The following is a 25,800-nucleotide window of genomic DNA, read 5'->3' on the forward strand; positions in this document are numbered from 1 at the left end:
TTCCGTCACATCAACGATCGCAGTATTCCGGCGTCGAAGGCGGCGGGGGCAAAGCGACGGGCCTGCAGCATGGCGAGTTCGGGCTCGAAGGAAGGCAGCCAGTCCTCGAACCTTGACACCGCTTCGATCAGTGCCTCGACGGTCTGCTCGTTGAAGAACAGCCCGGTCTGGCGATCGACGACCGTGTCGAGAGCGCCGCCTTTCCCGAAGGCCAGCACCGGCCGTCCCGACGCCATGACCTCTACCGGGACGATCCCGAAATCCTCCTCGGCGGTGAAGATGAATCCGCGACAGCGCGCGTAATGCCGGCGCAGGTTCGCGAAATCGAGCCTCGGGATGATCGTCACCGTGGGGCCTGCCATGCGGCGCAGGCTCGTGGCCATGGGTCCGTCTCCCACGACGGTCAGTGGCAGGCCGAGGCGGTTGAAGGCTTCGACTGCAAGGTCCGGGCGCTTGTAGGGCACCAGTTGGCCCACCCACAGGTAGGTGTCGTCGACTTCGCGGGAAGAGGCGAACAGGTCCACGTCGACCGGAGGGTGCACCACGGTCGAGGGCATTCGCCAGGCGCGTTCGATACGGCGCTGGATGAAGTGCGAGTTGGCGACGTAGCGATCGACGCGCGACGCGGACGCCACGTCCCAGGTGCGCAGGCGATGGAACAGGAAGGGCATCACCGCCCGGTTCAACGGTCCGGTCCCCTCGCGATACTGATGGTAGTGGTCCCACAAGTATCGCATCGGTGAATGAACGTAGCACAAGTGCAGGGCGTCAGGATCGGTTATGACGCCCTTGGCCGGTCCGCTCTCGCTGCTGATGACCAGATCGTATCCGCGCAGGTCCATTTCCTCGAGCGCCATGGGCATGAGTGGCAGATACTTCTGGTAGTGCCTGCGCGCTCCGGGCAGCTTCTGGATGAAGCTGGTGGTCACCTTGCGTCCGGCGATCGTGCGCGAGACGCGCGCGGGATCGTAGACGTGGGTGAAGATGTCGGCTTCGGGGAAAAGGCGCAGCAGCCGTTCGATCACCCGCTCCCCGCCGCGCATCGTGACCAGCCAGTAGTGCACGATCGCCACCTTGCGGAAGCGCTGGCGGACATGGTGGAGCAGGCTGTCGTCGCCGTCCTCCGAAACCGGGCGCAGGTTAAGCATAGTAGTCCTTATACGCCTTGTAGAATGCGTTCTCATCGAGGCCGAAGGCGGCCTGCTTGCGCACGTCGACGCGGGTGAGGATCACCCCGGCAAGGCCGACCGCGCCTTCCGGAAGCAGCCGGAGCAGCGAGCGGAGCGCGGCTTCCGGGGTCCGGCGCCAGCGCGCCGCGATGACGGCGGCGTCGGCCTTCCCCAGCAGCAGCCGGGCATCGGCCATCGGCAGCACCGGCGCGGTGTCCATGATGACGGCATCGAAACCCTGTGCGGCCGTGGCGAGCAGGGCGTCCATCGCGGGACCGGTCAGCAGCGCGTGGTCTTCTTCGCGTGCGGCGCTCAGCGGCAGGATGGACAGCCCGGTGTGCGGGTCGGTGACGATCGCGTCTTCCAGCCGGGCATCGCCGCGCAGCACTTCCAGCAACCCGATTTCGCGCGTGCCGCCGACCCACCGGCTGACGCCGCGCCGTCGGACATCGCAGTCGATGAGCAGGATCGCATCCGAGGCCTTGGACCCGTCGCCCGCCATCGACCGGGCGAGGCACAGGGCCACGGTCGTCTTGCCCTCGGCGGGCAAGGCGGAAGTCACCGCGATGATCCGTGGGTTCTCGACTGCGAAGGCGATCGAGGCACGCAAGTTTCGGAATGCCTCTGCGAAGGCCGAGCGTGGCTGATCGACGACCGCCTCGACAGGGTCGGCCTGCGCCCTGCGACCCGTGACCGAAGCGAGTTCGGGGATCGAGCACAAGTAGCGCAGTCCCAGGCGTGCCTCGATCTCCTCGCCGGTGGCAAAACCGCTGAACATCAGTTCCGCCGCGATGGCGCAGGCAAGGCCGAGGCCGAGGCCGATCGCGCCGGCCAGCACCATGTTTAGCAGGACGTCGGGGCGGGCCGGCCTGCCGCTGGGCTGCGCCGGATGGAGCACCCGGGCTTCGGGCTGACGGATGCCGATGCGGGCGGCGAGTTCCCTGTAGCGGCCGAGGTAGCTTTCGTAGAGCTGGCGCGAGGCTTGTGCCCGTTGATCGAGGTCCTGGAGTCCGACCATGGCCACATTGTCCCGCCGCAGGGCGCCTTCGGATGCGTGCAGCGAACCAGAGAGCGAGGCCAGGCGACGCTCGGAAACCGCCGCACGGGCGGAGAGGTTCGACACCACGCGACCAATCTCCTCGGCGATTCGGGCATCCACCGATGCGAGTTGATTGCGCGCGCGCGCGAGGTCGGGGTGGCGAGGGCCGTACTTTCCGGAAAGCGCTGCGATCTCGGCGGCATAGGCGGCCTGCTGCTGCCGCAAGGACGCGATCACCGGCGAGCCGAGCGATTCGCCCACGTCCTCGCCGCTCGATCCCGAACCGAGTTGCTGGCGCGCGGTCGCCAGCCGGGCGGCATCTTCCGCCGCCTGTGCGCGAGCTGAGGTGACTTCCTGGTTGTAGGCGGAGATTTCCTGTTCGGTGAGCGAGCGGTCGCTGCTGCTCGGCAGGTCGTGCGCGAGGCGGTAGCGGGAAAGCGCGTCGGCGTCGGCGGAGGCCTGTGCGCTTGCCTTGTCCATCCGTGCGCCGATTTCGCGCAGGGCACGAGTGTCGGCAGCATCCTTCTCGGTGACGCTGCCTTGCGTGTACTGCGCAGCGAAGGCGTTGGCGATGCGCGCGGCTTCCCGGGCATCCTCACTCTCGAAGCTGACCGAGAGCGTGTAGGTCGCGCCGGAGCGGAAAGCGGAGACGCCGTCTGCGACATAGTCGATCGCGGCCTGCCGCGCTTCGGCGGCGCTGCGCCCGTCGGTGGCGAAGCGGCGGGCAAGAGCCAGGCGATCGACCACGGCCGCCACGTTGGCGCTGGATGTGATCACCTCCACTTGCGTGTCGATCCAGGTCTCCCCCATGCCGCCCTGGGCAGCGAGGCGGTCTTCGTCAGTAAGGGGGGCGATCGGTTCGACTTTCGGGTCGAGCGTGACCTCGGCGGTCGAAAGGTAGGTGGGCGTCTGGGTCGTGGTTACGGCAAAACCGGCGGCGAGCGATGTGAGGAGCGCTCCCAGCAAGATCGGCCAGCGGCGGCGCAGAAAGGCCGCCAAGGCGCCGGGGTCGATCCGGTCGGGCGAGTCGGCGACGGTCGCTGGACGTGACGCGGCAACGAGGGCGCCGGGCGGCGGCGCAAGGACGATAGGTTGATTCACGCTGATACCACCCCTGTTTTCCGGCGGCGCTGCAATGGCCTGCTGGAATCGGGTGCAATTTCGGCCGGTTTAGGTCGGGCGCGCAAGGATCAGTTGCATGATTTCAAAAATGTAACGGTTTCAAATTTGAAATTAGTTAAAGTTATTTGAGTGAGTATTTCTTTATTATGAGAATTTCATTTTTGTAATTGGAGTATTTTCTGCGATCCGGTTCTCATCGCTTTACTCGGTACACGACATGGCGAAATGGAGATTCGGGCAAGTGACGAAGGTCTGCAATCCGCATCGGCGCATCATCGGTGCCGTCGTGGCGAGCATGTTGGCCGTGCTCGTACAGGGATGCGCCACCTCGGGCGCCGTGCCCTTGAGTGCGGCTGAAGCACGCATGGGGCTGGAGGCGTACCGCCTTGGCGCGGGCGACAAGGTGCGCGTCACCGTCTACAACGAGCCCAACCTTTCCGGTGAGTACGCTTTGTCCAGCGCGGGCAGGATCGCCTTTCCGCTGGTCGGGACTGTCGATGCCAACGGACGGACGGTCGAGGACTTGTCGCGCATTCTGACGGACCGGATCGCGGATGGCTACATGACCGACCCCAAAGTCAGCGTCGAAGTCCTCAACTACCGGCCCTACTATATTCTGGGTGAAGTCCAGAGGCCCGGCCAATATCCTTATGTCGCAGGCATGTCGATCGAACAGGCAGTGGCGGCGGCGGGTGGGTTCAGCTACCGCGCCAATGCGCGCCGTGTGAACCTTCGTCGCACGCCTGAGCCGGCCGAAAAGTCGGTCGAACTCAACGCACGGCAGGTCGTCGTGATCATGCCGGGCGATACAATACGTGTTCTGGAGCGGTACTTCTGACCCGGTGAATGGGTCCTTCGGGTAAGCAAGAAAAAATTGCGTGAATTGCACGGGCTTGGTCGCAATGGACAGGTTCGCACCGCTTTCGACGGTCGCCTTAGAGGCGGACCAGCCTGTCGTCCAACGCCTGACTTGCCGGGCGGTGGGTGATCAGCAGCACCGTGCGGCCGCCAAGTATCCGGGGACATGTCTTTGCGAAGCCTCGCGGGTCGATCGTCGGCACTGGGCTTGAAAAGCGCGGCGCATTCATAGCGTGTACTTCAGCGACACCGAAAGGCGCCTGCGATCGAATTTCCGTCCGCCGACGCCGTCGCTGCGGGTGCGCTGCAGGCCCGCCTGTGCTGCAAGCCGCAACTTGCGGCCAAGGAGCCAGTCCGTGCCGAGGGAGCCGGAGAGATCGTTCTGCCTGCGCTCGGTCCCCGCATATTCGCTGGCGGTACGATCGAGGCGACCCCACAGGATCAGGTTGCGCCGCGCTTCGTAGTCGAGGCGAGCGCCGTAGCGGCTTCGCCGGATGCCGGCGACGCCGATGATCGGGGAGCGCTGGATCGACCGGCGTGCCTCGATCGTCCAGGTCATCAGGCGGGTCGGGCTCCATTCGAGACCGGCGTTGAAGTCGAGCCCCTTGATACGGGGGAAGGCCGGGTCGTCGTAGCGCTGGTCCTGATAGCCGATCGCGACGCGGCCCCGGATCAGGCGCGTGACCCCGAAGGCGAGGCCGCCGCGAAGCGACCAGCCTCCGGAGCTGCGGTCGAACGCGCTCGTATCGTCCGGATAGTGCGCCTGATTGTAGCTGCCCTCTACGAATGTCGCGATGCCGGGCGCCACGGCATAGCCCGCACTCGCACCGAGGTTCCAGGTACGGTAGTCGCGGTCGCCGCGGCCGATTTGTACGCTGTCGGTGCGATAGGGCGCGTAGCGGTAGGAATCGAGCCCTGCCTGCGCTCCGAGGAGCAGGCGTCCTGCGGTGTGCTCGGCCTCCAGGCCGAGTTCCAGCGCGTTGTACGCGATGCGCGGGCCGCGCAATGTGGTGTCACCGATCGTGCCGCGCGCTTCGTAGGCGCGCGAATAGCCCGCGCGGGCGGAGACGCGGGTCCGGGTGCCCAGATCGAGGCGGCCGCCGAGCCGGGTGCGGTAGGTTTCGGTATCCTCGTTGGTTTGAGACAATCCGCGAGCCAGCGCGGCATCGGCGTCCAGCGAGAAGGCGTGGCGGCTCCAGGTGGAGCGCACGGATAAGCTGCCTGACACTGTCGATAGCGCATCGTCCACCTTGTCGCCGTGGGTGGCGTAGATGTTATTGTCCCAGGCGATACGCGCTTCGGCAGAGGCCAGGCCTTCTAAGCCGCCGAAGCGGATGGGTGCGGGATCGAACTCGGGACGGGCGCGCTTCTAGACGGAGATCACCGTGTCGGGGGAAAGAGTGTCCGCAGTGGCGTCCTGCGCCTGCGCGTTCGGTGCTGCACAGGCGCCGAACAGGCCCAGCAGGCACGGCATCAGCGCCGCTCCCGTTCCGGCTCGGCCCAGCCGGCTTTCCGCTCTTCGTCTCAAGGTCGCCCGCGCTTCAAGATTCGTGCCCCCGTGAGGGTTAATGCCCTCTTGACGGTGTTTGCGGGCATGGCGCGCGCGCGGCAAATGAACCATTTGTCACGGTTGATGCATTCGTCACGGGCCAAGCGCGTCCTCCTGAAGGAAGGACGTTCAGGTCAGTCGGGCTTCCAGCCGATCTCGGCAGCGGACGCGGACTTGGGGATGTCGGTCAGCGCTTCGTTGACGGTGATCGTCTCGCCCGGTGCGAGACTGGTCTTCGCGGGAACCACTTCCTTGGCATAGACGATGGTTTCGCGCCGGTCTCGCAGGACGACCAGCAGCGAGGGAACCTTGCGGGTCTCGGAGCCTATGTTGGTGATCGTGCCGCTGACGCTGAAGAACTCGGTGCCATCGGGCAGCGGCTTGCGATCCTGGCGGCCGCGCGGGAAATCAAGCTTGAGGTCGGGCTGGGCCTGACTGAAGGTTGCGCGCGGGATCGGTAGCCAGTCGGGCAGGCCGCCGACCGCAACGGCGACGGCAAGGCCCAGCGTCGCCACGGCAAAGGCGATCGCGGCGTAAGTGCCGATACGCGACCAGTTGCGGCGCGGACGGAACGGGGGCGAGAAGTCGAAGCTTGACCGGCCTTCGTCCGCGTAAGCCTTGCTGGAGGTGTCGTCGTAATAGACTGGGCCTGGCCGCCGCGAAGGTGTCGGTGGCGGCATGGTCTCGGCAAGGCCAGCTTCGGCAGCCGGCTCGGGTGCACGCGGGACCACCACGGCGGGGCGCGGCGTTAGTCGCACGGTGGCCGGGGAAACGGGTTGAACGGCAGCCTGAGCCGCAGGTTGCGACACCGGTTGTGAGGGAGGCGGTGGCGGGGAAGTCGGCGCGACGCCGGCCTCTGCCTCGACCGGAGCGACCATGGCGCCTTCGCTCTCCAGTTCCGGGCCTTCCTGGAACCAGCTGTGGCGGCACTTGGCGCAGCGCACAGTCCGGCCTTCCACGCCGATGGCGCTGTCGGGAACAGCGTAGCGGGTGGAACAGGCAGGACAGGCGATGATCATGATCGCATCCATAAGCACGCCTTGCTCGCGCGCGACAAGCACCCCGCCTGTGGGTTCGCGCCATGACGCTCTTTTTTCCACATGCATGGATGGCTATAGGCATGGAAGTCGCCCGTTCGGCCCGACTGGAACACAGTAGTTCTGCAACACGATCCTTGACGAGCATGACCAGCGACGGGGAAATCATCCACTTCGACAATGTCGGCCTGCGCTACGGCACCGATCGCGAGGTGCTGAGCGACCTGACGTTCACGCTTTATGCCGGGCGGTTCTATTTCCTCACCGGGGCGAGCGGCGCGGGCAAGACGTCGCTGCTGCGGCTGCTCTATCTGGCGCAGCGGCCGTCGCGCGGGGCGATCCGCATGTTCGGGACCGACGCGATCACGCTGCCGCGCGCAAGCCTGCCGGTGATGCGCCGCCGGATCGGCGTGGTGTTCCAGGACTTCCGCCTGATCGAGCACTTGTCCGCCTTCGACAACGTGGCGCTGCCGCTGCGCGTGGCGGGCCATGCCGAAAAGGACATCGCCGGGCCCGTGCGCGACATCCTCGAATGGGTGGGCCTGACCGACCGTATCGATGCCAGCCCCGCCACGCTTTCGGGCGGTGAGCAGCAGCGCGTCGCCATCGCCCGCGCCGTCATCGCCCGCCCCGCCATGCTGGTGGCGGACGAGCCGACCGGCAACGTCGACCCGGACATGGCCGCCAAGCTGATCCGTCTGTTCGAGATGCTCAACCGGCAGGGGACGACCGTGGTGGTCGCGACGCACGATCTCGACCTGCTACGCAAGGTGCCCGACAGCCTGATCATGCGGCTTGACAAAGGGCGCCTCTCGGACCCGACCGGCGCGCTGCGCTATCCGCCGAGGAAGCTGACGTGAGCTTGCGTAGATGGTTCACCGCCGGAAGCCGGGTCGAACTGATCCCGCAGGGCCGCATGTCCGGGCCGATGCCCTGGGTCATCGCGATCATGGTGGCGATGACCGCGATCGCGCTCGCGGCGGGCCTGGCGCTGGGCAATGCGGTTTCGGCGGCCAAGGCCGAGATCGACGGCGGCGTCACCGTCCAGATCATCGAGCCGCGGGCTGACGTGCGTGAAGCGCAAGCCGCGCGCGCGGTTGAGGCGATCAAGACGATGCCCGGCGTCGCGGGGCTGCGGCAGGTTCCGCAGGCGGAATTGGACGCGCTGATCGAACCCTGGCTGGGCACCGGCATCGCGGCGGCGACCGGCTCGGCGATACCCGTTCCGGCGCTCATCGACGTGCGCCTGAACGGCCCGGCGAGCGCGGCGCAACTGGCGGCGATCGGCAAGCGGGTGACGCCGGTGGCGCCGTCCGCCCGGATCGATGCGCAGTCGAACTGGCTGCGGCCGGTGTTCGACGCGATGGTGTCGCTGCAGGTCTTGGCGATGGTGATCGTCGCGCTGCTGGCGGGCGCGCTGGCGGCGGCGGTGCTGCTGGCGGCGCGCTCGGCGCTGGGGGCGAACCGCGACACGATCGAGATCGTCCATCTGCTCGGCGGCACCGACGCGCAAGTGGCGCGGGTGTTCCAGCGCTCGATCGGCTATGACGCAGCTGGCGGCGGCGCGGTGGGGCTGGCGCTGGCGCTGGTGGTGATCCTGACGCTGGGGCGGCGGTTCGAGGGACTGGGCGCGGGGCTGGTCGACAGCGGCGCGCTGGTGTGGAGCGACTGGCTGATCCTTGCGGTCGTGCCGGTGCTGGCGACGCTGCTCGCCATGCTGACGGCGCGGCTCACCGTGCTGCACGCGCTGCGAAAGATGCTGTAACCGGCGCAAACCCCTATATAGCTATTCACCTATGTTCCGCCGCTTCACCGCCTCTGTCGTGCTGCTCTGGGCCTTCGGGTTCCTGTGGTTTGCCGTCTCGCTGCCCGGGCCTCTGCCTGCGAGCGTGAAGACCGACGCGATCATCGTCCTCACCGGCAGCCAGGGGCGCATCGAACATGCGGTCAAGGTGCTGGAGGCGGGCAAGGCGCCCGACATGCTGGTCTCCGGCGTCGACCGCGAAGTGCGCCCGCGCGAATTCGCGGTGCAGTTCCGGGTGCCCGCGCGTCTGATGCGCTGCTGCGTGACGCTGGGTTACCGGGCCTACGATACCCGCTCCAACGCCGTGGAGGCGGTGCAGTGGGTGACCGAGCATAACGCCAAGTCGGTGCGGCTGGTGACCGCCGACTGGCACATGCGCCGCGCCGCACTGGAGATCGCGCGCGAATTTCCCGACGACGTGCGGCTGGAACTGGACGGCGTGCCCTCGCATCCGAGCCTGAGCACGCTGTTCCTCGAATATCACAAGCTGCTGGCGCGTGCCGCGCTCAACCTCTGGGAAGCCCTGCGATGAATTCCGAAAGGGCGAACCCGCTCGACGTTGTACGTTCTCTGTTGTTCTATGTCGTGTTCTATCCGGGCACGATCGTGATGGTGACCGCCTGTTTCGTGGGGTCGCTGTTCGGCGAGGAGCCGCTGCGCCGCGCCGTGCGGGGCTGGGGCCTGTTCCACCGCTGGTGCGCCCGCTGGCTGCTCGGCATCCGCCTTGTCATCGAAGGGGAACTGCCGAACGAGGGCGTCCTCGTCGCGATCAAGCATGAGAGCTTCTACGAGGCGATAGACCTGCCCGCGCAGATGCAGCGTCCGGCGCCCTTTCCCAAGGCGGAACTGGCCGAAATCCCCGGCTGGGGATGGGCCTTGCGCCGCTATGGCGCGGTCGTGGTGGAGCGTGGCGAGGGCGCCAAGGCTCTGCGCACCATGGTGTCGAGCGCGCGCGGTCTCGCCGCACAGGGGCGTCCGCTGGCGATCTTCCCCGAAGGCACGCGGGTGAAGACGGGAGAGCGGCCGCCGCTGCAGTCCGGTTTCGCGGGGCTCTACAAGCTGCTGGCGCTGCCAGTAGTGCCGGTGGCGGTGAACAGCGGGCGGCTCTATCACCGCCGCTGGAAGAAGCCGGGCACGATCACCCTGCGCGTCGGCGAACGCATTGCCCCCGGCCTCCCGCGCGAGGAGGTGGAGGCGCGCGTCCACGCCGCGATCAACGCGCTGAACGTCTAGGTTACGGCGCTGACCTCGACGGTCTGCGAGAGCATTTCCACGTCGCCGAAGCTGGAGAGGAACGAGACGTCGGCGGCATCGCGCCCGACGCCGATCTTGGCGACGCGGTCGGGCGTGGTCATCCCCGTCGCATCGACGAGGTGCCAGGCGCCGTCGAGGAAGACTTCGGCGATGGCGTGGAAGTCCTGCGGCTCCACGCCGATGCCGTAGGCGCTGGCGAAGCGGGCCGGAATGGCGCTGGCGCGGACCAGTGCGATCATCAGGTGCGCGAAGTCGCGGCAGACGCCCTTGCGGCTCTCGAACGTGTCGGCGGCGGTGGTGAAAGCGTCGCTGGAGCCGGGCTCGTACGTCAGCGTGCCCGCGATCCAGTCGCGGATGGCGCCGACCCGCGCGCCGCCCTGCAGTCCGGCGAACTCGCTTTCGACGAAGTCGTGGAACGTGTCCGAGGTGCAGTAGCGTGAGGGCATGAGGTAATCGACCGTCTCGCCCGGCAGCAGGTGCGGCGGCACGGCGGGAAGCACGTCCACCGGCGCGAGGAAGCGGTCGACTTCCACCGTGGCCTCGTAGCGCACGGTCAGCGGCGCGGCGGTGCGCAGCCAGATGCGTTCGCCGATGCAGGCTTGCGCGGGCACGCGGGCGAAGTGGTCGAGCGGCGGCAGTTCGATGTGCGCGTGCAGGACGCGCTGTTCCGGGATCATCGCGGCCTCGATCTGGAGCAGGACGTCGACCGGGCCGGGCACGGCGTATTCAAGCGTTGTCTGGATGGAAAGCTGCATGGGATCGGGCTTTCGAGCAGGAGGTTCGGCCGCTCAAAGCGCGAAATGGCGGGAGGCTCCAAGGCCCGAAAAACAAACTGCCCGTCATCCCAGCGAAGGCTGGGACCGCTATCGGTCTTTAGACGCGAGTTCGCAGAACCACTCTCTAGCGAGAGTTGGGCTTTACACGGCCAGCGGTCCCAGCCTTCGCTGGGATGACGGGGGCTTTACCGCCCCTCGTGGTCCCCGCGTCCGAAGTCCGGCCGGGCGTCGTCCTGGCCTTCCTCGATGATCGAGCGGCGGATAGTGCGCGTGCGGGCGAACTGGTCGAACAGTTGCTCGCCGTCGCCGACGCGGATCGCGCGCTGGAGGGCGGTGAGGTCCTCGGTGAAGCGCTGGAGCATCGTCAGCACCGCGTCCTTGTTGGACAGGAACACGTCGCGCCACATCGTCGGGTCGGAGGCGGCGATGCGGGTGAAGTCGCGGAAGCCGCCGGCCGAATACTTGATGACCTCGCTCTGCGTCACGTCTTCCAGATCGGAGGCCGTGCCGACGATGGTGTAGGCGATGAGGTGCGGCAAGTGGCTGGTGACTGCGAGCACGAGGTCGTGGTGCTCCGCCGTCATGATCTCGACGTTGGCGCCCAGTGCTTCCCAGAAGCCGACGAGCTGGGAGAGCTTGACCATGTCCACCTTGGCAGGCGGGGTGACGATGCACCAGCGGTTGCGGAACAAGTGCGCGAAGCCTGCGTCGGGGCCGGAGTTCTCGGTGCCGGCGACGGGGTGCGCGGGGATGACGACGTGATCGGGCAGGGCCTCGCCAAGCGCCCTGGCGATGGCCTGCTTCGATGAGCCGACGTCGCTGACCAGCGCGGTCGCGGGCAGGGCGTCACGCACCTGCTCGGCGGCGATGCCCATGGCACCCGGAGGCACACAGAAGATCACTAAGTCGGCATTACGCACCGCTTCGCTGGCAGTGGTGCAGACCTTGTCGACCAGCCCGCGCTCGGCGGCGCGGGCGCGGTGGTCGGGGCTGAGATCGAAGCCGGTGGTGTGCGCTTCGGGCAGGAATTCACGCACGGCAAGACCGATCGAGCCGCCCTGCAGGCCGAGCCCGATGATGGCGATGTTCGCAAAGCTCATTTTGCGGCTTCCGCCATTTCGCGAAGAGCCTCGGCGATCGCGTCCATGTCGGCGCTCTTGCCGATGGTGATGCGCAGCGCCTGCGGCAGGCCCTGTCCGGGCAGCCAACGCACGATGTAGCCGCGATCGGCAAGGCCCTCGAACGCGGCCTCGGCGGTGAGGGCGCCTTCGAACAGGGTCAGCACGAAGTTCGCCTGGCTCGGCAGCGGGCGCAACCCGTGGTTGCCCAGCGCCTCCAGCTTCGCGACGAAGCGGGCGCGCTCGTCGCGGTTGTGGACGCGGCTCGCCTCGACGAACGCGGTGTCGGCCAGCGCCGCCTCGGCCATCGCCTGCCCGGTGGAGGAGACGTTGAACGGCCCGCGGATGCGGTTGAGCGTGGCGACGATCCCCGGCGCGCCGGTGGCCCAGCCGATGCGCTCTCCGGCAAGGCCGAAGATCTTGGAGAACGTGCGCGTCACCAGCACGTTGTCGTGCGCGGCGGCGAGCGTCAGCGCGCCGTCCTCGTCCTCGGGCGCGACATATTCGCCGTAAGCCTGATCGAGCACCAGCAGCACGTCGGAGGGCAGGGCGGCGTGGAGGCGCGCGATCTCGCCCCTGGGCAAGTAAGAGCCGGTCGGGTTGTTGGGGTTGGCGACGAAGACCACGCGGGTCATGTCGGTCACCAGCGCCAGCAGCGCATCGACGTCGGTGCCGTAATCGGCATCGGGCGCGACTACCGGCGTGGCTCCGCAGCGTCGCGCCGCGATGTCGTAGACCGAGAAGCCGTAGCGCACGTAGATCACCTCGTCGCCGAGGCCTGCATAGCCCTGCGCCGCAAGGTTGAGCAGTTCGTCGGAGCCGGTGCCCATCACCACGCGCGCCGGATCGATGCCGTGGCGCGCGCCGATCGCGGTGCGCAAGGCGGTGCTGTCCGGGTCCGGATAGAGCGCGGGCGCGGCGGCCTTCGCAGAGAGCGCGGCCTCGCTGGTGCCCAGCGGGTTCTCGTTGGCGGAGAGCTTGATGAGCGGGCGGCCGTCCTTGCCTTTCGACTTGCCGGGCACATAGGCGTGGATCGCCTCGATCCAGGGCTTAGGAGTCGGGGCTTTCGGAGTGGTGATCGTTTCGCTCATGACGGCCGGCCCCATAACGCACCATGGCGGCTAATGACAGAGCCCGATTGAGCCTCTATTGGGGCTCGGATCATGGCAACCGTGCTCAATCCCCCAATCGAGAACCGCCACCTCGACCTCGACATGCCGCTGCTGCTCGACGGCGGGCAGATGCTGCCCTGCGCGCGCATCGCCTACGAGACCTGCGGCACGCTGAATGCGGCCAAGGACAATGCGATCCTGATCTGCCACGCGCTGACCGGCGATCAGCATGTCGTCTCCAACCACCCCAAGACCGGCAAGCCCGGCTGGTGGGTGCGCATGGTCGGACCGGGCAAGCCGATCGACACCGACCGCTTCTTCGTGATCTGCGCCAACGTCATCGGCTCGTGCATGGGCTCGACCGGACCCGCCAGCGCCATGCCTGCCGATCTTTCTCCGGACGGTACGCCCTGGGGGATGCGCTTTCCTGTCATCACCATTCGCGACATGGTGCGGGGGCACATCGCCGTGCTGGATTCGCTGGGGATCGACAGTCTCCATGCGCTCGTCGGCGGATCGATGGGCGGGATGCAGGTGCTGAGCCTCGCCGCCAACTTCCCCGAGCGCACGCGCGCAGTGCTGGTGCTGGCCTCGACCGCGCGGCATTCGGCGCAGAACATCGCGTTTCACGAAGTGGGCCGTCAGGCGATCATGGCCGACCCGGAGTGGCGTGAGGGTAATTACTATGCCTTCGGGAAGGGGCCTGAGAAGGGCCTTTCCGTCGCGCGCATGGCCGCGCACATCACCTATCTGTCGGAAGCGGGCCTGACCGAGAAGTTCGGCCGCCGCCTGCAGAACCGCGAGGAAAAGACCTTCGGCTTCGACGCGGATTTCCAGATCGAATCGTACCTGCGCTATCAGGGGCTGTCGTTCACCGACCGCTTCGATGCGAACTCGTACCTCTACATTACCCGCGCGATGGACTACTTCGACCTTGCCGAAGAGCATGGCGGCATGTTGGCCAATGCCTTCGCGAAGTCGAAGGCGCGCTACTGCCTCGTCAGCTTCGATACCGACTGGCTCTATCCCACGGCGGAATCGCGCAATGTCGTCCATGCGCTGAATGCAGCGGGCCTGCCGGTGAGCTTCGTGGAACTGTCGGCGCCGTTCGGGCACGACTCGTTCCTGCTCGACGTGCCCGCGCTCGACCGCGTGGTGCAGGGGTTCATCGGATGATCCAGCTTTCCGACGACAAGATCCGCCTCGACGTTGCGCGCGTGCATGGCTGGCTGGCTTCGAGCTACTGGACGCCCGGCATCGCGCGCGAGCAAATCGAGCGCCAGATCGCCGGCTCGCACTGCCTCGGCGCCTATCACCCCGAGCAGGGCCAGGTCGGCTTCGCGCGCATGATCACCGACCACGCCAGCTTCGCATGGCTCGCCGACGTCTGGGTGGACGAGCCTGCGCGCGGGGCTGGCCTCGGTCGCCGCATGGTGCAGTGGTTCCTCGACCATACGGACTATCAGACGGTGCGCCGCTTCGCGCTGACGACGGCGGACGCGCACGGCGTCTATGCCGCGCTGGGCTTCAATCCGTTGATGCGGCCCGAGCGGCTGATGGAGCGCCTTTCGCCCCAGTTCGCCGAGCAGTTGCAGGTGGCGTCATGACCCCGGCGATGAAGACCGGCCTGCGCCCGGACCTTGCGATCATCGCCGAGAACGTCGCGCTGGATTCCAGCGTGCTCGACGTCGGCTGCGGCGACGGCACCCTGATGCAGGCCCTGCGCGACGGCTCGGGCTGCGCCACGCGCGGCATGGAGATCGACGCGCTGAACGTGGGCGCCTGCGTGGCCAAGGGCCTCTCGGTGATCCAGGGCGATGCCGACCGGGACCTGGCGTTCTATCCCGACAAGTCGGTGGACTACGCGATCCTGTCGCAGACGCTGCAGACGACGATGCGCCCCGACATGGTGCTGGAGGAACTGCTGCGCATCGGCCGCAAGGCCTTCGTCAGCTTCCCGAACTTCGCGCACTGGCGGGTCCGCACCTCTTTGCTGTGGAACGGCCGCATGCCGGTGACGCGCCTGCTGCCGATCGCCTGGTACGAGACGCCCAACATCCACCACCTGACGGTGAACGATTTCCGCGCGCTGCTGCAGGAACGCGGGATCACGGTGGAGGGACGCTGGTTCCTCTCGGGCGATACCCAGTGCAGCGCGGCGGCGGCCAACTTCCGCGCCGAGCACGCGGTGTTCCTGCTCTCGCGCGGCGGCTGAGACTCAGTTCGGCCGCGCTTTCAGCAGCGCCAGTCCGAAGCCGATGAAGAACACACCGGTCACGCGGTTGAACGCCTGCTTGATCGCCGGGCGGCTAAGGTAGCGGGCGAGGCCCCGGCCGCCGAGCGCATAAGTGCAGTACCACGCGGTCTCGATGACGGTGAAAGTGCCGAACAGGATCGCGAACTGCGGCGCCTTGGGCAGCGCGGGGTCGATGAACTGCGGGAAGAAGGCGGCTGCGAAAAGGATCGCCTTGGGATTGCTGATGGCGATCGTGAAGCCGCCCCGGAACACCGCGAGGCTCGAGGGGGCGGGCGGGAGTTCGCTCTCGGTCGGGTCGAGCGGTGCCACGGGCGAGCGCCAGGACTTGATGCCCAGGTAGACCAGATAAGCGACGCCCGCGTAGCGCAGCACCTCGAACGAGCCGGGTAGCGCCAGCAGCAGCGTCGTCAGCCCGGCGGCGGAGGAGCCCATCAGCAGGAAGATCGCGCACAGGCACCCCGCCATGGCGATCGTGCTGCGCCGCGCGCCCATCTCGACGCTGCGCGACAGCACGTGGAGCATGTTCGGCCCCGGCGTGCCGGAAACCACGAAGACGGCGGCGACGAACAGCCACCAGGTATGAAGCGTCACGGTGCGAGGGTCCTTGCACGGGATCGAGGAACGCGCGGCTTATGCCCGAGGTGCGAACAAGGCAACACCAGTGGCATTTCCCGCAAGACAATCGCCGCGCTTTCGCTTGACCCGGGCCTGCCCGGCTGCGAGGTGCGCCGCCTTCTGCCGGGCGCCTCGCCGCGTCCGCAGCTGACAGACCGGCCAAGGGTGCAGCATTGCCCCCGTCCATGCCGAGCCGGTCGTCCATCCGTGGAGACGATTCCCGACCAGGCCGACGGCCGCGCGCTCCATTCGTATCTGGGCGTGCGTCCGGCGACCGTGACCCGAATCGACGAGTATGACATGACCCTGACGACTACGCCCGCGCGCCACGCGGTGCAGCTTATCGACGCCGTGTTTCCCGGCGACACCAATCACCACGGCACCCTGTTCGGCGGCGTCGCGCTGGCGCACATGGACAAGATCGCCTTCCTCGTCGCCGCCCGCCATGCCCGCGCGCCTTTCGTCACCGCGCGGACCGAGCGCATCGACTTCGAGAACCCCGGCCGCATCGGCGACCTGATCGAGGCGACCGGCCTGATCACCCGCGTCGGCACCCGATCGGTCGATGTCGAAGTGGAACTGGTCGCCGAAAACCCGCTCACCGGCGAGCGGCGCCTGTGCACGCGCGGCCTCTTCGTGCTCGTCGCGCCCAAGGGACCGGACACGAAACTGCCGTTCCCGCCGATGCCTGAGCCCGCGCCCTCGGTGGAGACCGGGCGGCTGCACATGGTCGACATGGTCTTCCCGGCGCAGACCAACCACTACGGCTCGCTGTTCGGCGGCGATGCGCTCAAGATGATGGGCCGCGCGGCGTTCATCGCTTCGAGCCGCCACATGCGCCGCCCGATGATCATGGGCACGTCCGACCGCATCGATTTCAAGTCCCCCATCCGCGAGGGCGAGATGATCGAGCTGATCTCCGAGGTCGTGATGGCGGGCGCCGATTCGGTGCTCATCCGCGTCGAACTCTGGGCCGAGAACCTGATGAACGGCGAGCGCCGCCATTCGGCGACCTCGACCTTCACGATGGTGGTGGTGGACCGGGCGGCCTGAGCCGCCCTTACCCCATGCTCAGGCCGGAATAGACGCCGAGCTTGTTGCCGTCGGGGTCGCGCAAGTAGGCCCCGAAGGCGCCGCGTGCCTGGGGCTTGGCCTCGGGCGCGCCTTCGTCGGTTCCGCCGCTGGCAAGGCCCGCCGCGTGCCACGCCCTGACCGCAGCCTCGTCCGGCGCGTCGAACAGGATCGTGCCGCCGTTGCCATGGGTGCAGGCCTCTCCATCACGCGCCGGGCCGAGCAGGAAGCGCACGCCGCCAAGATCCCACATCACGATGGGGTACTGTTCGGGCGTCGAGCAGGGGGCGAGGCCCAGCGCGCCGAACGTGGCGTCATAGAACGCGCGGGTCTTCCCAAGGTCGTTCGACCCCAGGCGGATGGACTTGAGCAGCACGATTTCCTCTCCCTCTCTCCGTTCGCCGGCAGACTGTCGGCGGGCAGGCGAAGGGTCAACGACCGGAGGCACAGAGCCGCGACATATCGCGCAACGGATGGAGCGCGGACTTATCCACCTGATTCCCGCCTCCGTGAAATGGACGGGGGCGTGCCCTTTCGGCATTCCGAATCGCCATGTGGCACATCTATCAGTTCCCCCTCTGCCCCTTCAGCCGCAAGGTTCGGCTGCTCATGGCGGAGAAGGGCATCGCGTATGAACTCCAGACCGCGCGGCCGTGGGAGGGCGAGGATCGCCTCTTCGCGATGAACCCGGCCGGGCGCACGCCCGTCATCCGCGAAACCGACAAGGGCCTCGTCCTGTCGGACAGTCGTGCGATCTGCGAATATTTCGAGGAGACGGTGGATCGCTATCCGCTGATCAGCGGCACCGCCCAGCAACGCGCGGAAATCCGCCGCCTGATCGCGATGTTCGACGAGAATTTCTACAACGACGTCTCCGGCCCCCTGCTGCTGGAGCGGATGAAGAAGCGCCTCGTCCTGCGCCAGTCGCCCGATGCCAAGGCGCTGCGCGAATCGATGAAGCTGGCGCACGACTACCTCGACTACATCGACTACCTGATCGACAACCGGCCCTGGCTTGCCGGTGCGACGATGACGCTGGCGGACCTAGCGGCGGCGGCGCAGCTGTCGGTGGCGGACTACCTCGGCGGCCTCGACTGGTCGAGCCACGAGCAGGCGCGCGGCTGGTATCTGGTGATGAAGTCGCGCCCTTCGTTCCGGCCGCTGCTGTCGGAGCGCATGGAAGTGATCCAGCCGCCGAGCCACTACGCCGAAGTGGACGCCTGATAAACTCCGGTCCCCGCGAAGGCCGCAGGGACCGGGTTCACATTACTTGTCGAGCCGAACGGCGCGCTCTTCCTTGGGCACCTGACGTACCGGCACGGCGGCGAGCCACTGCTGGAACGCCTCGTTGTCGATCATGCCGCGCGTGATCTCGGTGCCCTGCTTGAAGGTCGCGAAACCGTCGCCGCCTTCCGCGAGGAAGTTGACCACGGTGACGCGGTACTTCGCGGCGGGATCGAGCGGCTTGCCGTTCAGGGTCAGAGACACCACGCGGCTGCCCGAGGGGCGGCGCATGTCGTACGAGAACTTCAGCCCGGCCGACGGCGCCAGCGCCTGCTTGTCGCCTGCGTCGTCGAGGCCGTCCTCGATCACCGCGCGGACTTGCGCGCCGGTCAGCGTCATCGTCACCAGTTCGTTGTTGAACGGCTGCGTCGCGTAGACCTGCCCGAAAGTGACGGTGCCGTCGGGCGCCGGGTCGATCGGGGCGCGAATGCCGAAGGGGTTGGTGAAGGCGATCTGCGCGCCCGCCGCCTTGCTGCCCGCCAGCTGCGAATCGGCGATCAGGTTGCCGAGGTCGCCGCCAGTGGCGCTCTCGCTGCTGCCCTTGGCCGCCGGGCCTGACATCTTGCCGACCGGTCGCTGGATCAGCCCGGCCGCATCCTTCACATAGCCCGCGACATAGTCCGCCACGTCCGCGCGCGGCTGGAACTGCGGGTAGGCAGCGGTATTCGGCACGTCGCCCCGGCCGCTGGTGTAGCCCGGCGACTGGACGATGACGTTATGCGCCTTCTTGGCGATGACCTTGTGGCTGGCGGGGTCGATGGTGAGCGTGATGTCGGTCACCAGCTTGCCGTAGACGCCCGCGCTGGTCAGCAGGATCGGCGAACCATCGCCCGACTGCCCGTACTGGCACACGTACTGCCAGTGCGTGTGACCCGAGACGACGAGGTCCACGCCGGGGTTCAGCTTGTCGAGGATCGGCTGGATGTCGCCCGCGAAGCCCTCGCAGGAATTGGGGTCCTTGGCAGTGGTCTTGCCGCCCTGGTGGATCAGCACGACGACTGCGTCGGCGCCCTCGGCCTTGAGCACGGGAATCGCCTTGTTGATCGCCTCGGCCTCGTCACCAAAGGTCAGTCCCTTGACCATGTCGGGCTGGACGAGCGTGGGGATCGACTTGAGCGACAGGCCGACGAAGCCGATGGTCACCTTGCGCGCGCCTTCGCCGAAGGTCTTGAGGCCGGTGGCGGGGAACAGCGTCGTGCCGTCGTCCTTGTAGGTCGCGGCGGAGAGGTATTTGTAGCTGGCGCCCTTGAACTGCTCCAGCTGGCAGGGCTGGAGGCGGGTGTTCTTCTCGCAGCCGCCGTTCTGCAGGCGCTGGAGTTCCTTCCAGCCGCGGTCGAACTCGTGGTTGCCCACCGCGTTGAATTCGAGGCCAATGCGGTTCATCACGCCGACCGCCGGCTCGTCGAGGTGGAGCGAGGAGGCCAGCTGCGAGGCGCTGGTCAGGTCGCCCGCCGCGACGACGACGTTGTTGGGGTGCTCGGCTTTCAGCGAATCGACCGCCGAGGCCAGCCATGCGCCGCCGCCTGCGGGCACGTTGACGGTCTTGCCGTCAGGACCGGGTGCCTCGACCGCAGCCTTGGGCGGCTCCAGCGCGCCGTGGAAGTCGTTGATGGCGATGATGCCCACTTCCACCAGAGCGGCGGCGGTGGATGCAGCAGGCGGCGCTCCCGGGCGCGTGGCCTGCGGGGCGGCGCAGGCGGCAGTGAAAGCGAGGGCGAGGAGCGGCAGGGCGCGTAGACGGGGGGAAGTCATGGCGCCGCTCTATCGCACCGAAACGTTGCAGACCAAGGACCAATTTCGCCGACGGCCCGTGCAAGTTTTCAGCGCACCTGATCCTCAAGCGCGTGCATGTCATCGTCTGACAGGCCGAAATGGTGGCCGACCTCGTGGATCACGACATGGGTGACGAGGTCTTCGAGGCCCACGCCGGTCTCGCACCACTCGGCGAGCAGGGGCTGGCGATAGAGCATGATGCGCGGCGGCAGGTCGCCCGAGAGCCAGATCGATTCGCTGTCCATCGGGCGGCCGTGGTAGAGGCCGGTCAGTTCCCAGGCATCCTCGATGCCCATGTCCTGCAGCACCTCCTCGTCGGCGAATTCCTCGATGTGGACGGTGATGCCTTCGAGGTGCCGCGCGAAAGGCTGCGGGATGCGCGCGAAAGCGGCGTGGGCGAGGCGCTCGAACTCGGCGGCGGAAGGGGGAGGGCCGAAGCTGCGGGTCATGGGCTGGGTGTGGCAGGTTTTGGAGCGCGGCGTAAGTCATCGTGCCGGGAATGGCCCGAGGGGGCTTCGACAAGCTCAGCCTGAGCGGGATTTAAAGACCAGCTCTCAAGCCCGCTCAGGCTGAGCTTGTCGAAGCCCCCGCCGCATAGCGCCATCCACACCTTCGCCCCCCGCCTTCCTTGCGAAACCGCCGCCATTCTGCGACCAAATCGGCATGGTTCCGGCAATCTTCGGCCTCTCCGGCCTGACTCTCAGCGACGACGAACGCGCCTTCTTCCGCGATGCCGACCCGGCGGGCTACATCCTGTTCGGCCGCAACGTAGAAAGCCGCGCGCAAGTTCGCGCCCTGACCGACGAGCTGCGCAGCCTCCACGGGCGGGACCGCCTGTTCGTCTGCATCGACCAGGAAGGCGGCCGCGTCGCCCGGATGAAGCCGCCGACCTGGAGCGCCTATCCGCCCGGCGAGGCGTTCGATCGACTCTACGATCTCGCCCCCGCCAGCGCCATCGAGGCGGCGCGGGTGAACGCGCAGGCGCTCGGCCTCGACCTTGCCGAAGTGGGCGTCAGCGTCGATTGCCACCCCTCGCTCGACGTGCGCCAGCCGGGCGCGCACGACGTCATCGGCGACCGCGCGCTGGGCGCCGAGCCGATGCGGGTGGCGGCGCTGGGCCGCGCGATCCTCGACGGCTTCGCGCGATCGGGCGTCGCGGGCTGCATCAAGCACATCCCCGGCCACGGCCGCGCGATGGCGGACAGCCACAAGGAACTGCCCACCGTCACTGCCTCGGCCGAGGAACTGGAACTCGACCTCGCGCCGTTCCGCGCGCTGGCCAAGGCCCCGATCGGCATGACCGCGCACGTCCGCTATACCGTGTGGGACGCCGAGAACCCCGGCACCCTGTCGCCCTTCGTGATCGGCGATATCATTCGGAAAAACATCGGTTTTTCGGGCCTGCTGCTGACCGACGACCTCGACATGCAGGCGCTTTCGGGCAGCGTGCCGGAACTGGCGGCGCAGGCGATCGCGGCGGGCTGCGACATCGCGCTCAACTGCTGGGCGAAGATGGACGACATGGTCGGCATCGCCAGCGCACTGCCCGTCATGGCCGAGGACACCGCAGCCCGTCTCGACCATGCGCTCGACGCAACCGGCCCCGCGACAGGGGCCGACCACGCGGAATTGCTGGCCCAGCGCGACGCCCTGCTGGCGCTGCGGGCGGCCTGACGTGGCCAGCAATCCCGGCCTCTTCGACGACTGGGACGGCGAGGAGCGTCAGGGCGCTCAGGCGGACAAGCTGTATCTTGAGATCGACGGCTGGGAAGGGCCGCTCGACCTGCTGCTCGACCTCGCGCGGCGGCAGAAGGTCGATCTGCTGCGGATTTCGATCCTCGAACTGGTCGACGCCTACCTGACCTATATCGAGGAGGCCGAGGCGCTGCGGCTGGAGCTGGCGGCGGATTACCTCGTCATGGCGGCATGGCTGGCTTACCTGAAGTCCGCGCTGCTGCTGCCGCGCGACGAGCAGGAGGACCCGAGCCCCGAGGAAATGGCCCTGCGCCTGCAGATGCGCCTCCAGCGCCTCGGCGCGATGCGCGAGGCGGCGGCGCGGCTGATGGGGCGGGACCGGCTGGGGCGCGACGTGTTCGAGCGGGGGGCTCCGGAGGGGCTGCGCATCGATCGCAAGTCGCGCTGGCAGGTAGAGTGGTTCGATCTCGTAAGAGCCTACGGCGACGTGAAAATCCGCTCGCAGCCGGTGGTGCATATGGTGCGCGAGCGGATGGTGATGACGCTCGACACCGCGATAGCCCGCGTCGCCTCGATGCTCGGCGTGGCGATCGACTGGATGGAACTGCGCGACTTCCTGCCCGCCGCCCACGGCAGCTGGGAAAGCCCGCAATTGCGCCGTTCCGCGCTGGCTTCGAGCTTCGTCGCGGCGCTCGAACTGGCCCGCACCGGCAAGGCCGAACTGGCGCAGGAGGAGACATACGGCCCCCTGCGCCTGCGGGCACTCAAAGGCACCCAAACGTGACACAAGACGCCCACAGTGCGCCCGACGATGTCCTGCGCGCCGTCGAAGCGACCCTCTTCGCCTCCACCGAACCGTTGACGGCCGATCAGGTCGCGCTTCATCTCGGTTTCGGCGAGAAAGGCGGTGATGTCCGCCCCGCGCTCGCCGATCTGCAGCGGCATTATCAGGGGCGCGGCATCCACCTCGTCGAGCGCGGCGGGCGCTGGCATTTCGAGACCGCGCCCGATCTCGCCCACCTGCTCCGCCGCGAGAAGGAGGACGTGCGCCGCCTCAGCCGTGCCGCCACCGAGGTGCTGGCGATCGTCGCCTACCACGAACCCGTCAGCCGCGCCGAGATCGAGGCCATTCGCGGCGTCCAGACCGCCAAGGGCACGCTCGATGTGCTGATGGAGGCGGGCTGGGTTCGCGTCGCCGGGCGGCGCGAGGTGCCGGGGCGGCCGGTGATCTATGCGACGACGCCCGCGTTCCTCGACCACTTCGGGCTGGGCTCGCTGAAGGAGCTTCCCGGAATCGACGAACTGCGCGCGGCGGGCCTGCTCGACCCCGTCGACGAGGACGTCATCGAGGCCGCGCTGGGCAGCGGGAATCCTCGCTCCAATCCTCGCGCTTCGGAGAAGTCGGATTCCGAAGATGACTGACATGCGACCGGTGAAGGACATAACCATGACGGGCTGGCAACTTGGCGTCAAAGCGCCTACATGCCCCCTATGACCGGTCGGAATCGACCGCGCTTTTGGAGTTGAGGTTATGGGTAGCTTCTCGATCTGGCACTGGCTGATCGTTCTCGTGATCGTGCTCGTGCTGTTCGGACGCGGCCGCGTTTCGGAAATCATGGGTGACTTCGGCAAGGGCATCAAGAGCTTCAAGGACGGCATGAACGAGGAAGAGGCCCAGAAAGCCTCGGGGAAGGCCAAGGACGCCTCGGCTCCCGCCGCCCAGATCTCGTCGCAGAAGGCCGATCCCGCGCCGACCGCGACTGAGGTGAAGAACGAACAGGCCTGAGCGCTCGGGGCTGATCGGGGATGTTCGACGTCGGTGCATCCGAACTGTTGATGATCGTCATCGTGGCGGTCGTCGTCATCGGTCCCAAGGACATGCCGATGGCGCTGCGCACGGCCGGTCGCTGGATCGGCAAGATGCGCAAGATGTCGAACCACTTCCGGTCCGGCATCGACGCCATGGTGCGTGAAGCCGAGCTGGAGGAAATGGAGCGCAAGTGGCGCGAGCAGAACGAGGCCATCATGAAGGCGAGCCCGCAGCTTCCCTCGATGAATCCTACTGCCGACGACATGCAGGCGCCCGCCGTTTCGGAGCCAGTGGCGGAGGTTGCCGTGGCTGGTGACACGGAAACGCCCAAGGCCGAAGCGCCGAAGCAGGCTGAATTCCACTTACCCCCGCCGCCGCCCTAAGGCGAAATGACATGAGTTCCAATCACCTTCGTCATTGCGAGCGCAGCGAAGCAATCCAGAGCGGTTTACGCGGCTCTGGATTGCTTCGCTGCGCTCGCAATGACGATTCGGGGTCAGGCCCTTCCGCCTCGCACTCTGGCTCGAGGCCGAAATAATGCAGCCCTTTCGCATCTCCGACATCGACGATACCCAGGCCCCTCTGCTCGATCACCTGATCGAGCTGCGCGGCCGTCTGCTGCGCGCCTTCATGGCCTTCGCGCTGGCCTTCGCGGTGTGCTTCTACTTCGCGGGCGACATCTTCTCGTTCCTCGTCCGCCCGCTGACCGAGGCGTTTCCGCCCGGACAGGGCAAGCTGATCTACACCAAGCTCTACGAAGCCTTCTTCGTCGAGGTGAAGATCGCGATGTTCGCGGCCTTCTTCGTCAGCTTCCCGGTGATCGCCAACCAGATCTGGCAGTTCGTCGCCCCCGGCCTTTATGCCAAGGAAAAGAAGGCGTTCCTGCCCTTCCTGATCGCGACGCCGGTGCTGTTCACGATGGGCGCGGCGCTGGCCTATTACGTGGTGATGCCCACGGCCTTCCACTTCTTCCTCACGTTCGAAGGGCAGAAGGGCGGCCTTAAGCTGGAGGCGCTGCCGGGGACGGGCGATTACCTCGCGCTCGTCATGCAGTTCATCCTGGCCTTCGGGATCAGCTTCCTGCTGCCGGTACTGCTGATGCTGCTCAACCGGGCGGGCATGGTGACGCGCGCGCAGTGTGTCGGCGCGCGGCGCTATGCGATCGTCGGCATCTTCATCATCGCCGCCGTGGCGACCCCGCCGGACGTCGTCTCCCAGCTGCTGCTGGCGATCCCGCTGCTGATGCTGTGGGAAGGCACGCTGATCCTGATGTGGTTCACCGAACGCCGCGATGCCAAGGACCGAGCGCGCGAGGAAAAGGCCGTGGAGGAAGCGGCCAAGGCTGCCGGGCACGCAGCAGCGGAGTGAGGCCGGGCGCGCTTGTCAGCGTCCACGATATTCCACTATATTGGGACGAAAGGTGCGCGTGATGAACAAGCCCATGACCCTCAATGTCCGGATCGGCGGCGCGCTGGGCGACTTCGTGGCCGCCAATGTGGGCGAGCACGGTTCCTACGAAAACGTCAGCGAGTATGTCCGTGACCTGATCCGGCGCGACAAGGCACGGCTCGAAGCGGAGCAGTTTCAGCGGCTCGAAGCCGAACTGCACCGGGCGTTCGCCGCGCCCGAATCGAGTTATGCTCCGCTGGATGCGGAAGCGGTGATCGCACGCAATCGCCCCGGTTGAGATGGCCGCTGAAATTGCCGGCTTCACGGTCTCCGCGATCGCCGGTCGGCGGCTCGACGAAATCTTCGTTTATACTCGCGATTCGTGGGGTGAGGCGCAGGCGGAAGCCTACATTCGCGGCCTGTTCGCCTGCTTCGAGCGGATCGCGCGGCGCGATCAGCCATGGCGCGCCATTCCCGGTGAATTCGGCGTTGACGGCTTTTACTGCCGCCATGAGCGCCACTACGTCTACTGGCGGCTGCTTGGTGACGATACGGTGGGCATCGTCACCATCCTGCACGAACGGATGCACCTGATGGACCGCTTTCGGGAAGACAGCGCAGCCTGAACGTTACCGCCGCACCCCGGCCTTGCCGCCGTCCTGCGCGGCCGACCATGCCAGCCGCCCGCCGATCCACGTTTCCAGCACATGCGTGCCGCGCAGCGCCTGCGGGGCGGCGGTCATCGGGTCCTCGTCCACGAACAGGAAGTCCGCACGCATGCCCGGCGCGATGCGGCCGAGGCGGTCCTCGGCGAACAGCGAGTGGGCCGCGCCCGTGGTGTAGGCGCCCAGCGCCGCCTCGCGCGTGAGGATTTCCTGCGGCTGCCAGCCGCCCATGGGCTGGCCGTCGGCGCCGGTGCGGCTGATCGCCACCGCCAGCCCCTCGAAGGGATGCGCGGGTTCCACCGGCGTGTCGGAGCCGAAGGCCAGCTTCGCGCCCGTCGCCGCGATCGACTTCCATGCATAGGCGCCCGCCAGCCGCTGCGGGGGGGGGGGGGGGGGGGGGGGG

29 protein-coding genes and 1 pseudogene are annotated in these 25,800 nt (G+C 67.3%); 18 read left to right on the forward strand and 12 right to left on the reverse strand.

Annotated elements, in window-relative coordinates:
- Positions 1–5: 5 nt before the first annotated feature.
- The gene (locus tag ACODRZ_RS19660) at positions 6–1,148 is read right to left on the reverse strand and encodes a glycosyltransferase (protein WP_488972301.1); all 1,143 of its coding nucleotides are present in this window, start codon (positions 1,146–1,148) and stop codon (positions 6–8) included.
- A complete protein-coding gene (locus ACODRZ_RS19665; protein ID WP_488972302.1) occupies positions 1,141–3,309 on the reverse strand; it encodes a GumC family protein in 2,169 nt (722 codons plus the stop codon). Before ACODRZ_RS19665 ends, ACODRZ_RS19660 begins: the two co-directional genes overlap by 8 nt.
- 262 nt (positions 3,310–3,571) lie before the next feature.
- Between ACODRZ_RS19665 and ACODRZ_RS19670 the strand changes: the two genes are divergently transcribed.
- Entirely contained in the window at positions 3,572–4,168 is a 597-nt protein-coding gene (locus ACODRZ_RS19670) for a polysaccharide biosynthesis/export family protein (protein ID WP_488972303.1), read from the forward strand.
- Positions 4,169–4,414: 246 nt separating this feature from the next.
- Here ACODRZ_RS19670 and ACODRZ_RS19675 read toward each other — a convergent pair.
- A pseudogene (locus ACODRZ_RS19675) lies at positions 4,415–5,536 on the reverse strand (outer membrane beta-barrel protein); the annotation flags it as partial.
- 335 nt (positions 5,537–5,871) lie between these two features.
- Positions 5,872–6,756, reverse strand: coding sequence for a zinc-ribbon domain-containing protein (locus ACODRZ_RS19680; RefSeq protein WP_488972304.1), 885 nt, complete (start codon positions 6,754–6,756; stop codon positions 5,872–5,874).
- Between the two features lie 164 nt (positions 6,757–6,920).
- Here ACODRZ_RS19680 and ftsE point away from each other — a divergent pair, with 164 nt between their 5' ends.
- From ftsE to ACODRZ_RS19700, 4 genes are read left to right on the forward strand one after another with little or no spacing between them, the layout of a single operon-like run.
- A complete protein-coding gene (gene ftsE, locus ACODRZ_RS19685) occupies positions 6,921–7,634 on the forward strand; it encodes a cell division ATP-binding protein FtsE (RefSeq protein WP_488972305.1) in 714 nt (237 codons plus the stop codon).
- 56 nt (positions 7,635–7,690) lie between these two features.
- Positions 7,691–8,539: a cell division protein FtsX gene (locus ACODRZ_RS19690; RefSeq protein WP_488972321.1), complete on the forward strand. Its 849-nt coding sequence runs from the start codon at positions 7,691–7,693 to the stop codon at positions 8,537–8,539.
- Positions 8,540–8,570: 31 nt separating this feature from the next.
- A complete protein-coding gene (locus tag ACODRZ_RS19695; protein ID WP_488972306.1) occupies positions 8,571–9,110 on the forward strand; it encodes a YdcF family protein in 540 nt (179 codons plus the stop codon).
- Positions 9,107–9,811 carry a lysophospholipid acyltransferase family protein gene (locus tag ACODRZ_RS19700; RefSeq protein ID WP_488972307.1) on the forward strand — a complete coding sequence of 235 codons (705 nt, stop codon included), beginning with the start codon at positions 9,107–9,109 and terminating at the stop codon, positions 9,809–9,811. The genes ACODRZ_RS19695 and ACODRZ_RS19700 overlap by 4 nt, the downstream gene beginning before the upstream one ends.
- Here ACODRZ_RS19700 and ACODRZ_RS19705 read toward each other — a convergent pair.
- The 3 genes from ACODRZ_RS19705 to hisC all read right to left on the reverse strand — a co-directional run bounded on the left by ACODRZ_RS19705 (position 9,808) and on the right by hisC (position 12,832).
- On the reverse strand, positions 9,808–10,587 hold the full coding sequence (locus ACODRZ_RS19705; protein WP_488972308.1) for a transglutaminase-like domain-containing protein: 780 nt from the start codon (positions 10,585–10,587) through the stop codon (positions 9,808–9,810). The two genes, ACODRZ_RS19700 and ACODRZ_RS19705, sit on opposite strands and share 4 nt — an antisense overlap.
- Before the next feature lie 206 nt (positions 10,588–10,793).
- Positions 10,794–11,708 (reverse strand): prephenate/arogenate dehydrogenase family protein, encoded by a 915-nt coding sequence (locus ACODRZ_RS19710; protein WP_488972309.1) that lies wholly within the window; start codon positions 11,706–11,708, stop codon positions 10,794–10,796.
- Complete coding sequence (gene hisC, locus ACODRZ_RS19715; protein WP_488972310.1) at positions 11,705–12,832, reverse strand: histidinol-phosphate transaminase; 1,128 nt, start codon at positions 12,830–12,832, stop codon at positions 11,705–11,707. The genes ACODRZ_RS19710 and hisC overlap by 4 nt, the downstream gene beginning before the upstream one ends.
- Positions 12,833–12,889: 57 nt before the next feature.
- On the opposite strand from hisC, the gene metX reads away from it, so the two are divergent.
- From metX to metW, 3 genes are read left to right on the forward strand one after another with little or no spacing between them, the layout of a single operon-like run.
- On the forward strand, positions 12,890–14,014 hold the full coding sequence (gene metX / locus ACODRZ_RS19720; protein WP_488972311.1) for a homoserine O-acetyltransferase MetX: 1,125 nt from the start codon (positions 12,890–12,892) through the stop codon (positions 14,012–14,014).
- Positions 14,011–14,445 carry a GNAT family N-acetyltransferase gene (locus ACODRZ_RS19725; protein WP_488972312.1) on the forward strand — a complete coding sequence of 145 codons (435 nt, stop codon included), beginning with the start codon at positions 14,011–14,013 and terminating at the stop codon, positions 14,443–14,445. The genes metX and ACODRZ_RS19725 overlap by 4 nt, the downstream gene beginning before the upstream one ends.
- A complete protein-coding gene (gene metW, locus ACODRZ_RS19730; protein ID WP_488972313.1) occupies positions 14,442–15,053 on the forward strand; it encodes a methionine biosynthesis protein MetW in 612 nt (203 codons plus the stop codon). Before ACODRZ_RS19725 ends, metW begins: the two co-directional genes overlap by 4 nt.
- A 3-nt stretch (positions 15,054–15,056) precedes the next feature.
- On the opposite strand, the gene ACODRZ_RS19735 is transcribed toward metW, so the two are convergent.
- Complete coding sequence (locus ACODRZ_RS19735) at positions 15,057–15,686, reverse strand: LysE family translocator (protein WP_488972314.1); 630 nt, start codon at positions 15,684–15,686, stop codon at positions 15,057–15,059.
- A gap of 231 nt (positions 15,687–15,917) precedes the next feature.
- On the opposite strand from ACODRZ_RS19735, the gene ACODRZ_RS19740 reads away from it, so the two are divergent.
- A complete protein-coding gene (locus ACODRZ_RS19740; RefSeq protein ID WP_488972315.1) occupies positions 15,918–16,763 on the forward strand; it encodes an acyl-CoA thioesterase in 846 nt (281 codons plus the stop codon).
- Between the two features lie 7 nt (positions 16,764–16,770).
- On the opposite strand, the gene ACODRZ_RS19745 is transcribed toward ACODRZ_RS19740, so the two are convergent.
- Positions 16,771–17,157, reverse strand: coding sequence for a VOC family protein (locus ACODRZ_RS19745; RefSeq protein WP_488972316.1), 387 nt, complete (start codon positions 17,155–17,157; stop codon positions 16,771–16,773).
- Between the two features lie 176 nt (positions 17,158–17,333).
- Here ACODRZ_RS19745 and ACODRZ_RS19750 point away from each other — a divergent pair, with 176 nt between their 5' ends.
- Positions 17,334–18,005 (forward strand): glutathione S-transferase family protein, encoded by a 672-nt coding sequence (locus ACODRZ_RS19750; RefSeq protein ID WP_488972317.1) that lies wholly within the window; start codon positions 17,334–17,336, stop codon positions 18,003–18,005.
- Between the two features lie 42 nt (positions 18,006–18,047).
- On the opposite strand, the gene ACODRZ_RS19755 is transcribed toward ACODRZ_RS19750, so the two are convergent.
- Complete coding sequence (locus ACODRZ_RS19755) at positions 18,048–19,817, reverse strand: bifunctional metallophosphatase/5'-nucleotidase (RefSeq protein ID WP_488972318.1); 1,770 nt, start codon at positions 19,815–19,817, stop codon at positions 18,048–18,050.
- 68 nt (positions 19,818–19,885) lie between these two features.
- The gene (locus ACODRZ_RS19760; RefSeq protein ID WP_488972319.1) at positions 19,886–20,287 is read right to left on the reverse strand and encodes a metallopeptidase family protein; all 402 of its coding nucleotides are present in this window, start codon (positions 20,285–20,287) and stop codon (positions 19,886–19,888) included.
- Between the two features lie 214 nt (positions 20,288–20,501).
- On the opposite strand from ACODRZ_RS19760, the gene nagZ reads away from it, so the two are divergent.
- The 8 genes from nagZ to ACODRZ_RS19800 all read left to right on the forward strand — a co-directional run bounded on the left by nagZ (position 20,502) and on the right by ACODRZ_RS19800 (position 25,358).
- On the forward strand, positions 20,502–21,512 hold the full coding sequence (gene nagZ / locus ACODRZ_RS19765) for a beta-N-acetylhexosaminidase (protein ID WP_488973139.1): 1,011 nt from the start codon (positions 20,502–20,504) through the stop codon (positions 21,510–21,512).
- 1 nt (position 21,513) lies between these two features.
- The gene (locus ACODRZ_RS19770; RefSeq protein ID WP_488973140.1) at positions 21,514–22,317 is read left to right on the forward strand and encodes a segregation and condensation protein A; all 804 of its coding nucleotides are present in this window, start codon (positions 21,514–21,516) and stop codon (positions 22,315–22,317) included.
- Complete coding sequence (gene scpB, locus ACODRZ_RS19775) at positions 22,314–22,955, forward strand: SMC-Scp complex subunit ScpB (protein ID WP_488973141.1); 642 nt, start codon at positions 22,314–22,316, stop codon at positions 22,953–22,955. The genes ACODRZ_RS19770 and scpB overlap by 4 nt, the downstream gene beginning before the upstream one ends.
- A 109-nt stretch (positions 22,956–23,064) precedes the next feature.
- On the forward strand, positions 23,065–23,319 hold the full coding sequence (locus ACODRZ_RS19780) for a twin-arginine translocase TatA/TatE family subunit (protein WP_488973142.1): 255 nt from the start codon (positions 23,065–23,067) through the stop codon (positions 23,317–23,319).
- A gap of 20 nt (positions 23,320–23,339) precedes the next feature.
- Positions 23,340–23,726 (forward strand): Sec-independent protein translocase protein TatB, encoded by a 387-nt coding sequence (gene tatB, locus ACODRZ_RS19785; RefSeq protein ID WP_488973143.1) that lies wholly within the window; start codon positions 23,340–23,342, stop codon positions 23,724–23,726.
- A 154-nt stretch (positions 23,727–23,880) separates the two neighbouring features.
- Complete coding sequence (gene tatC, locus ACODRZ_RS19790) at positions 23,881–24,711, forward strand: twin-arginine translocase subunit TatC (protein ID WP_488973144.1); 831 nt, start codon at positions 23,881–23,883, stop codon at positions 24,709–24,711.
- 61 nt (positions 24,712–24,772) lie between these two features.
- The gene (locus ACODRZ_RS19795; protein WP_488986230.1) at positions 24,773–25,030 is read left to right on the forward strand and encodes a ribbon-helix-helix domain-containing protein; all 258 of its coding nucleotides are present in this window, start codon (positions 24,773–24,775) and stop codon (positions 25,028–25,030) included.
- A 1-nt stretch (position 25,031) separates the two neighbouring features.
- The gene (locus ACODRZ_RS19800) at positions 25,032–25,358 is read left to right on the forward strand and encodes a type II toxin-antitoxin system RelE/ParE family toxin (protein WP_488973146.1); all 327 of its coding nucleotides are present in this window, start codon (positions 25,032–25,034) and stop codon (positions 25,356–25,358) included.
- Between the two features lie 3 nt (positions 25,359–25,361).
- Here ACODRZ_RS19800 and ACODRZ_RS19805 read toward each other — a convergent pair.
- Positions 25,362–25,800: amidohydrolase family protein (locus ACODRZ_RS19805; protein ID WP_488986231.1), on the reverse strand; the 439-nt coding region annotated here is incomplete at its 5' end.

The organism is Novosphingobium sp. FG90 (assembly GCF_057808725.1).

Coding starts and splice junctions, on each gene's coding strand:
- ACODRZ_RS19660 (WP_488972301.1), bottom strand. CDS start 1,148: ATGCTTAACCTGCGCCCGGTTTCGGAGGACGGCGACGACAGCCTGCTC.
- ACODRZ_RS19725 (WP_488972312.1), top strand. CDS start 14,011: ATGATCCAGCTTTCCGACGACAAGATCCGCCTCGACGTTGCGCGCGTG.
- metW (WP_488972313.1), top strand. CDS start 14,442: ATGACCCCGGCGATGAAGACCGGCCTGCGCCCGGACCTTGCGATCATC.
- ACODRZ_RS19750 (WP_488972317.1), top strand. CDS start 17,334: ATGTGGCACATCTATCAGTTCCCCCTCTGCCCCTTCAGCCGCAAGGTT.
- ACODRZ_RS19680 (WP_488972304.1), bottom strand. CDS start 6,756: ATGATCATCGCCTGTCCTGCCTGTTCCACCCGCTACGCTGTTCCCGAC.
- tatB (WP_488973143.1), top strand. CDS start 23,340: ATGTTCGACGTCGGTGCATCCGAACTGTTGATGATCGTCATCGTGGCG.
- ACODRZ_RS19690 (WP_488972321.1), top strand. CDS start 7,691: ATGTCCGGGCCGATGCCCTGGGTCATCGCGATCATGGTGGCGATGACC.
- nagZ (WP_488973139.1), top strand. CDS start 20,502: ATGGTTCCGGCAATCTTCGGCCTCTCCGGCCTGACTCTCAGCGACGAC.
- tatC (WP_488973144.1), top strand. CDS start 23,881: ATGCAGCCCTTTCGCATCTCCGACATCGACGATACCCAGGCCCCTCTG.
- ACODRZ_RS19780 (WP_488973142.1), top strand. CDS start 23,065: ATGGGTAGCTTCTCGATCTGGCACTGGCTGATCGTTCTCGTGATCGTG.
- ACODRZ_RS19760 (WP_488972319.1), bottom strand. CDS start 20,287: ATGACCCGCAGCTTCGGCCCTCCCCCTTCCGCCGCCGAGTTCGAGCGC.
- ACODRZ_RS19700 (WP_488972307.1), top strand. CDS start 9,107: ATGAATTCCGAAAGGGCGAACCCGCTCGACGTTGTACGTTCTCTGTTG.
- hisC (WP_488972310.1), bottom strand. CDS start 12,832: ATGGGGCCGGCCGTCATGAGCGAAACGATCACCACTCCGAAAGCCCCG.
- ACODRZ_RS19795 (WP_488986230.1), top strand. CDS start 24,773: ATGAACAAGCCCATGACCCTCAATGTCCGGATCGGCGGCGCGCTGGGC.
- ACODRZ_RS19800 (WP_488973146.1), top strand. CDS start 25,032: ATGGCCGCTGAAATTGCCGGCTTCACGGTCTCCGCGATCGCCGGTCGG.
- ACODRZ_RS19710 (WP_488972309.1), bottom strand. CDS start 11,708: ATGAGCTTTGCGAACATCGCCATCATCGGGCTCGGCCTGCAGGGCGGC.
- ACODRZ_RS19705 (WP_488972308.1), bottom strand. CDS start 10,587: ATGCAGCTTTCCATCCAGACAACGCTTGAATACGCCGTGCCCGGCCCG.
- metX (WP_488972311.1), top strand. CDS start 12,890: ATGGCAACCGTGCTCAATCCCCCAATCGAGAACCGCCACCTCGACCTC.
- ACODRZ_RS19695 (WP_488972306.1), top strand. CDS start 8,571: ATGTTCCGCCGCTTCACCGCCTCTGTCGTGCTGCTCTGGGCCTTCGGG.
- ACODRZ_RS19755 (WP_488972318.1), bottom strand. CDS start 19,817: ATGACTTCCCCCCGTCTACGCGCCCTGCCGCTCCTCGCCCTCGCTTTC.
- ftsE (WP_488972305.1), top strand. CDS start 6,921: ATGACCAGCGACGGGGAAATCATCCACTTCGACAATGTCGGCCTGCGC.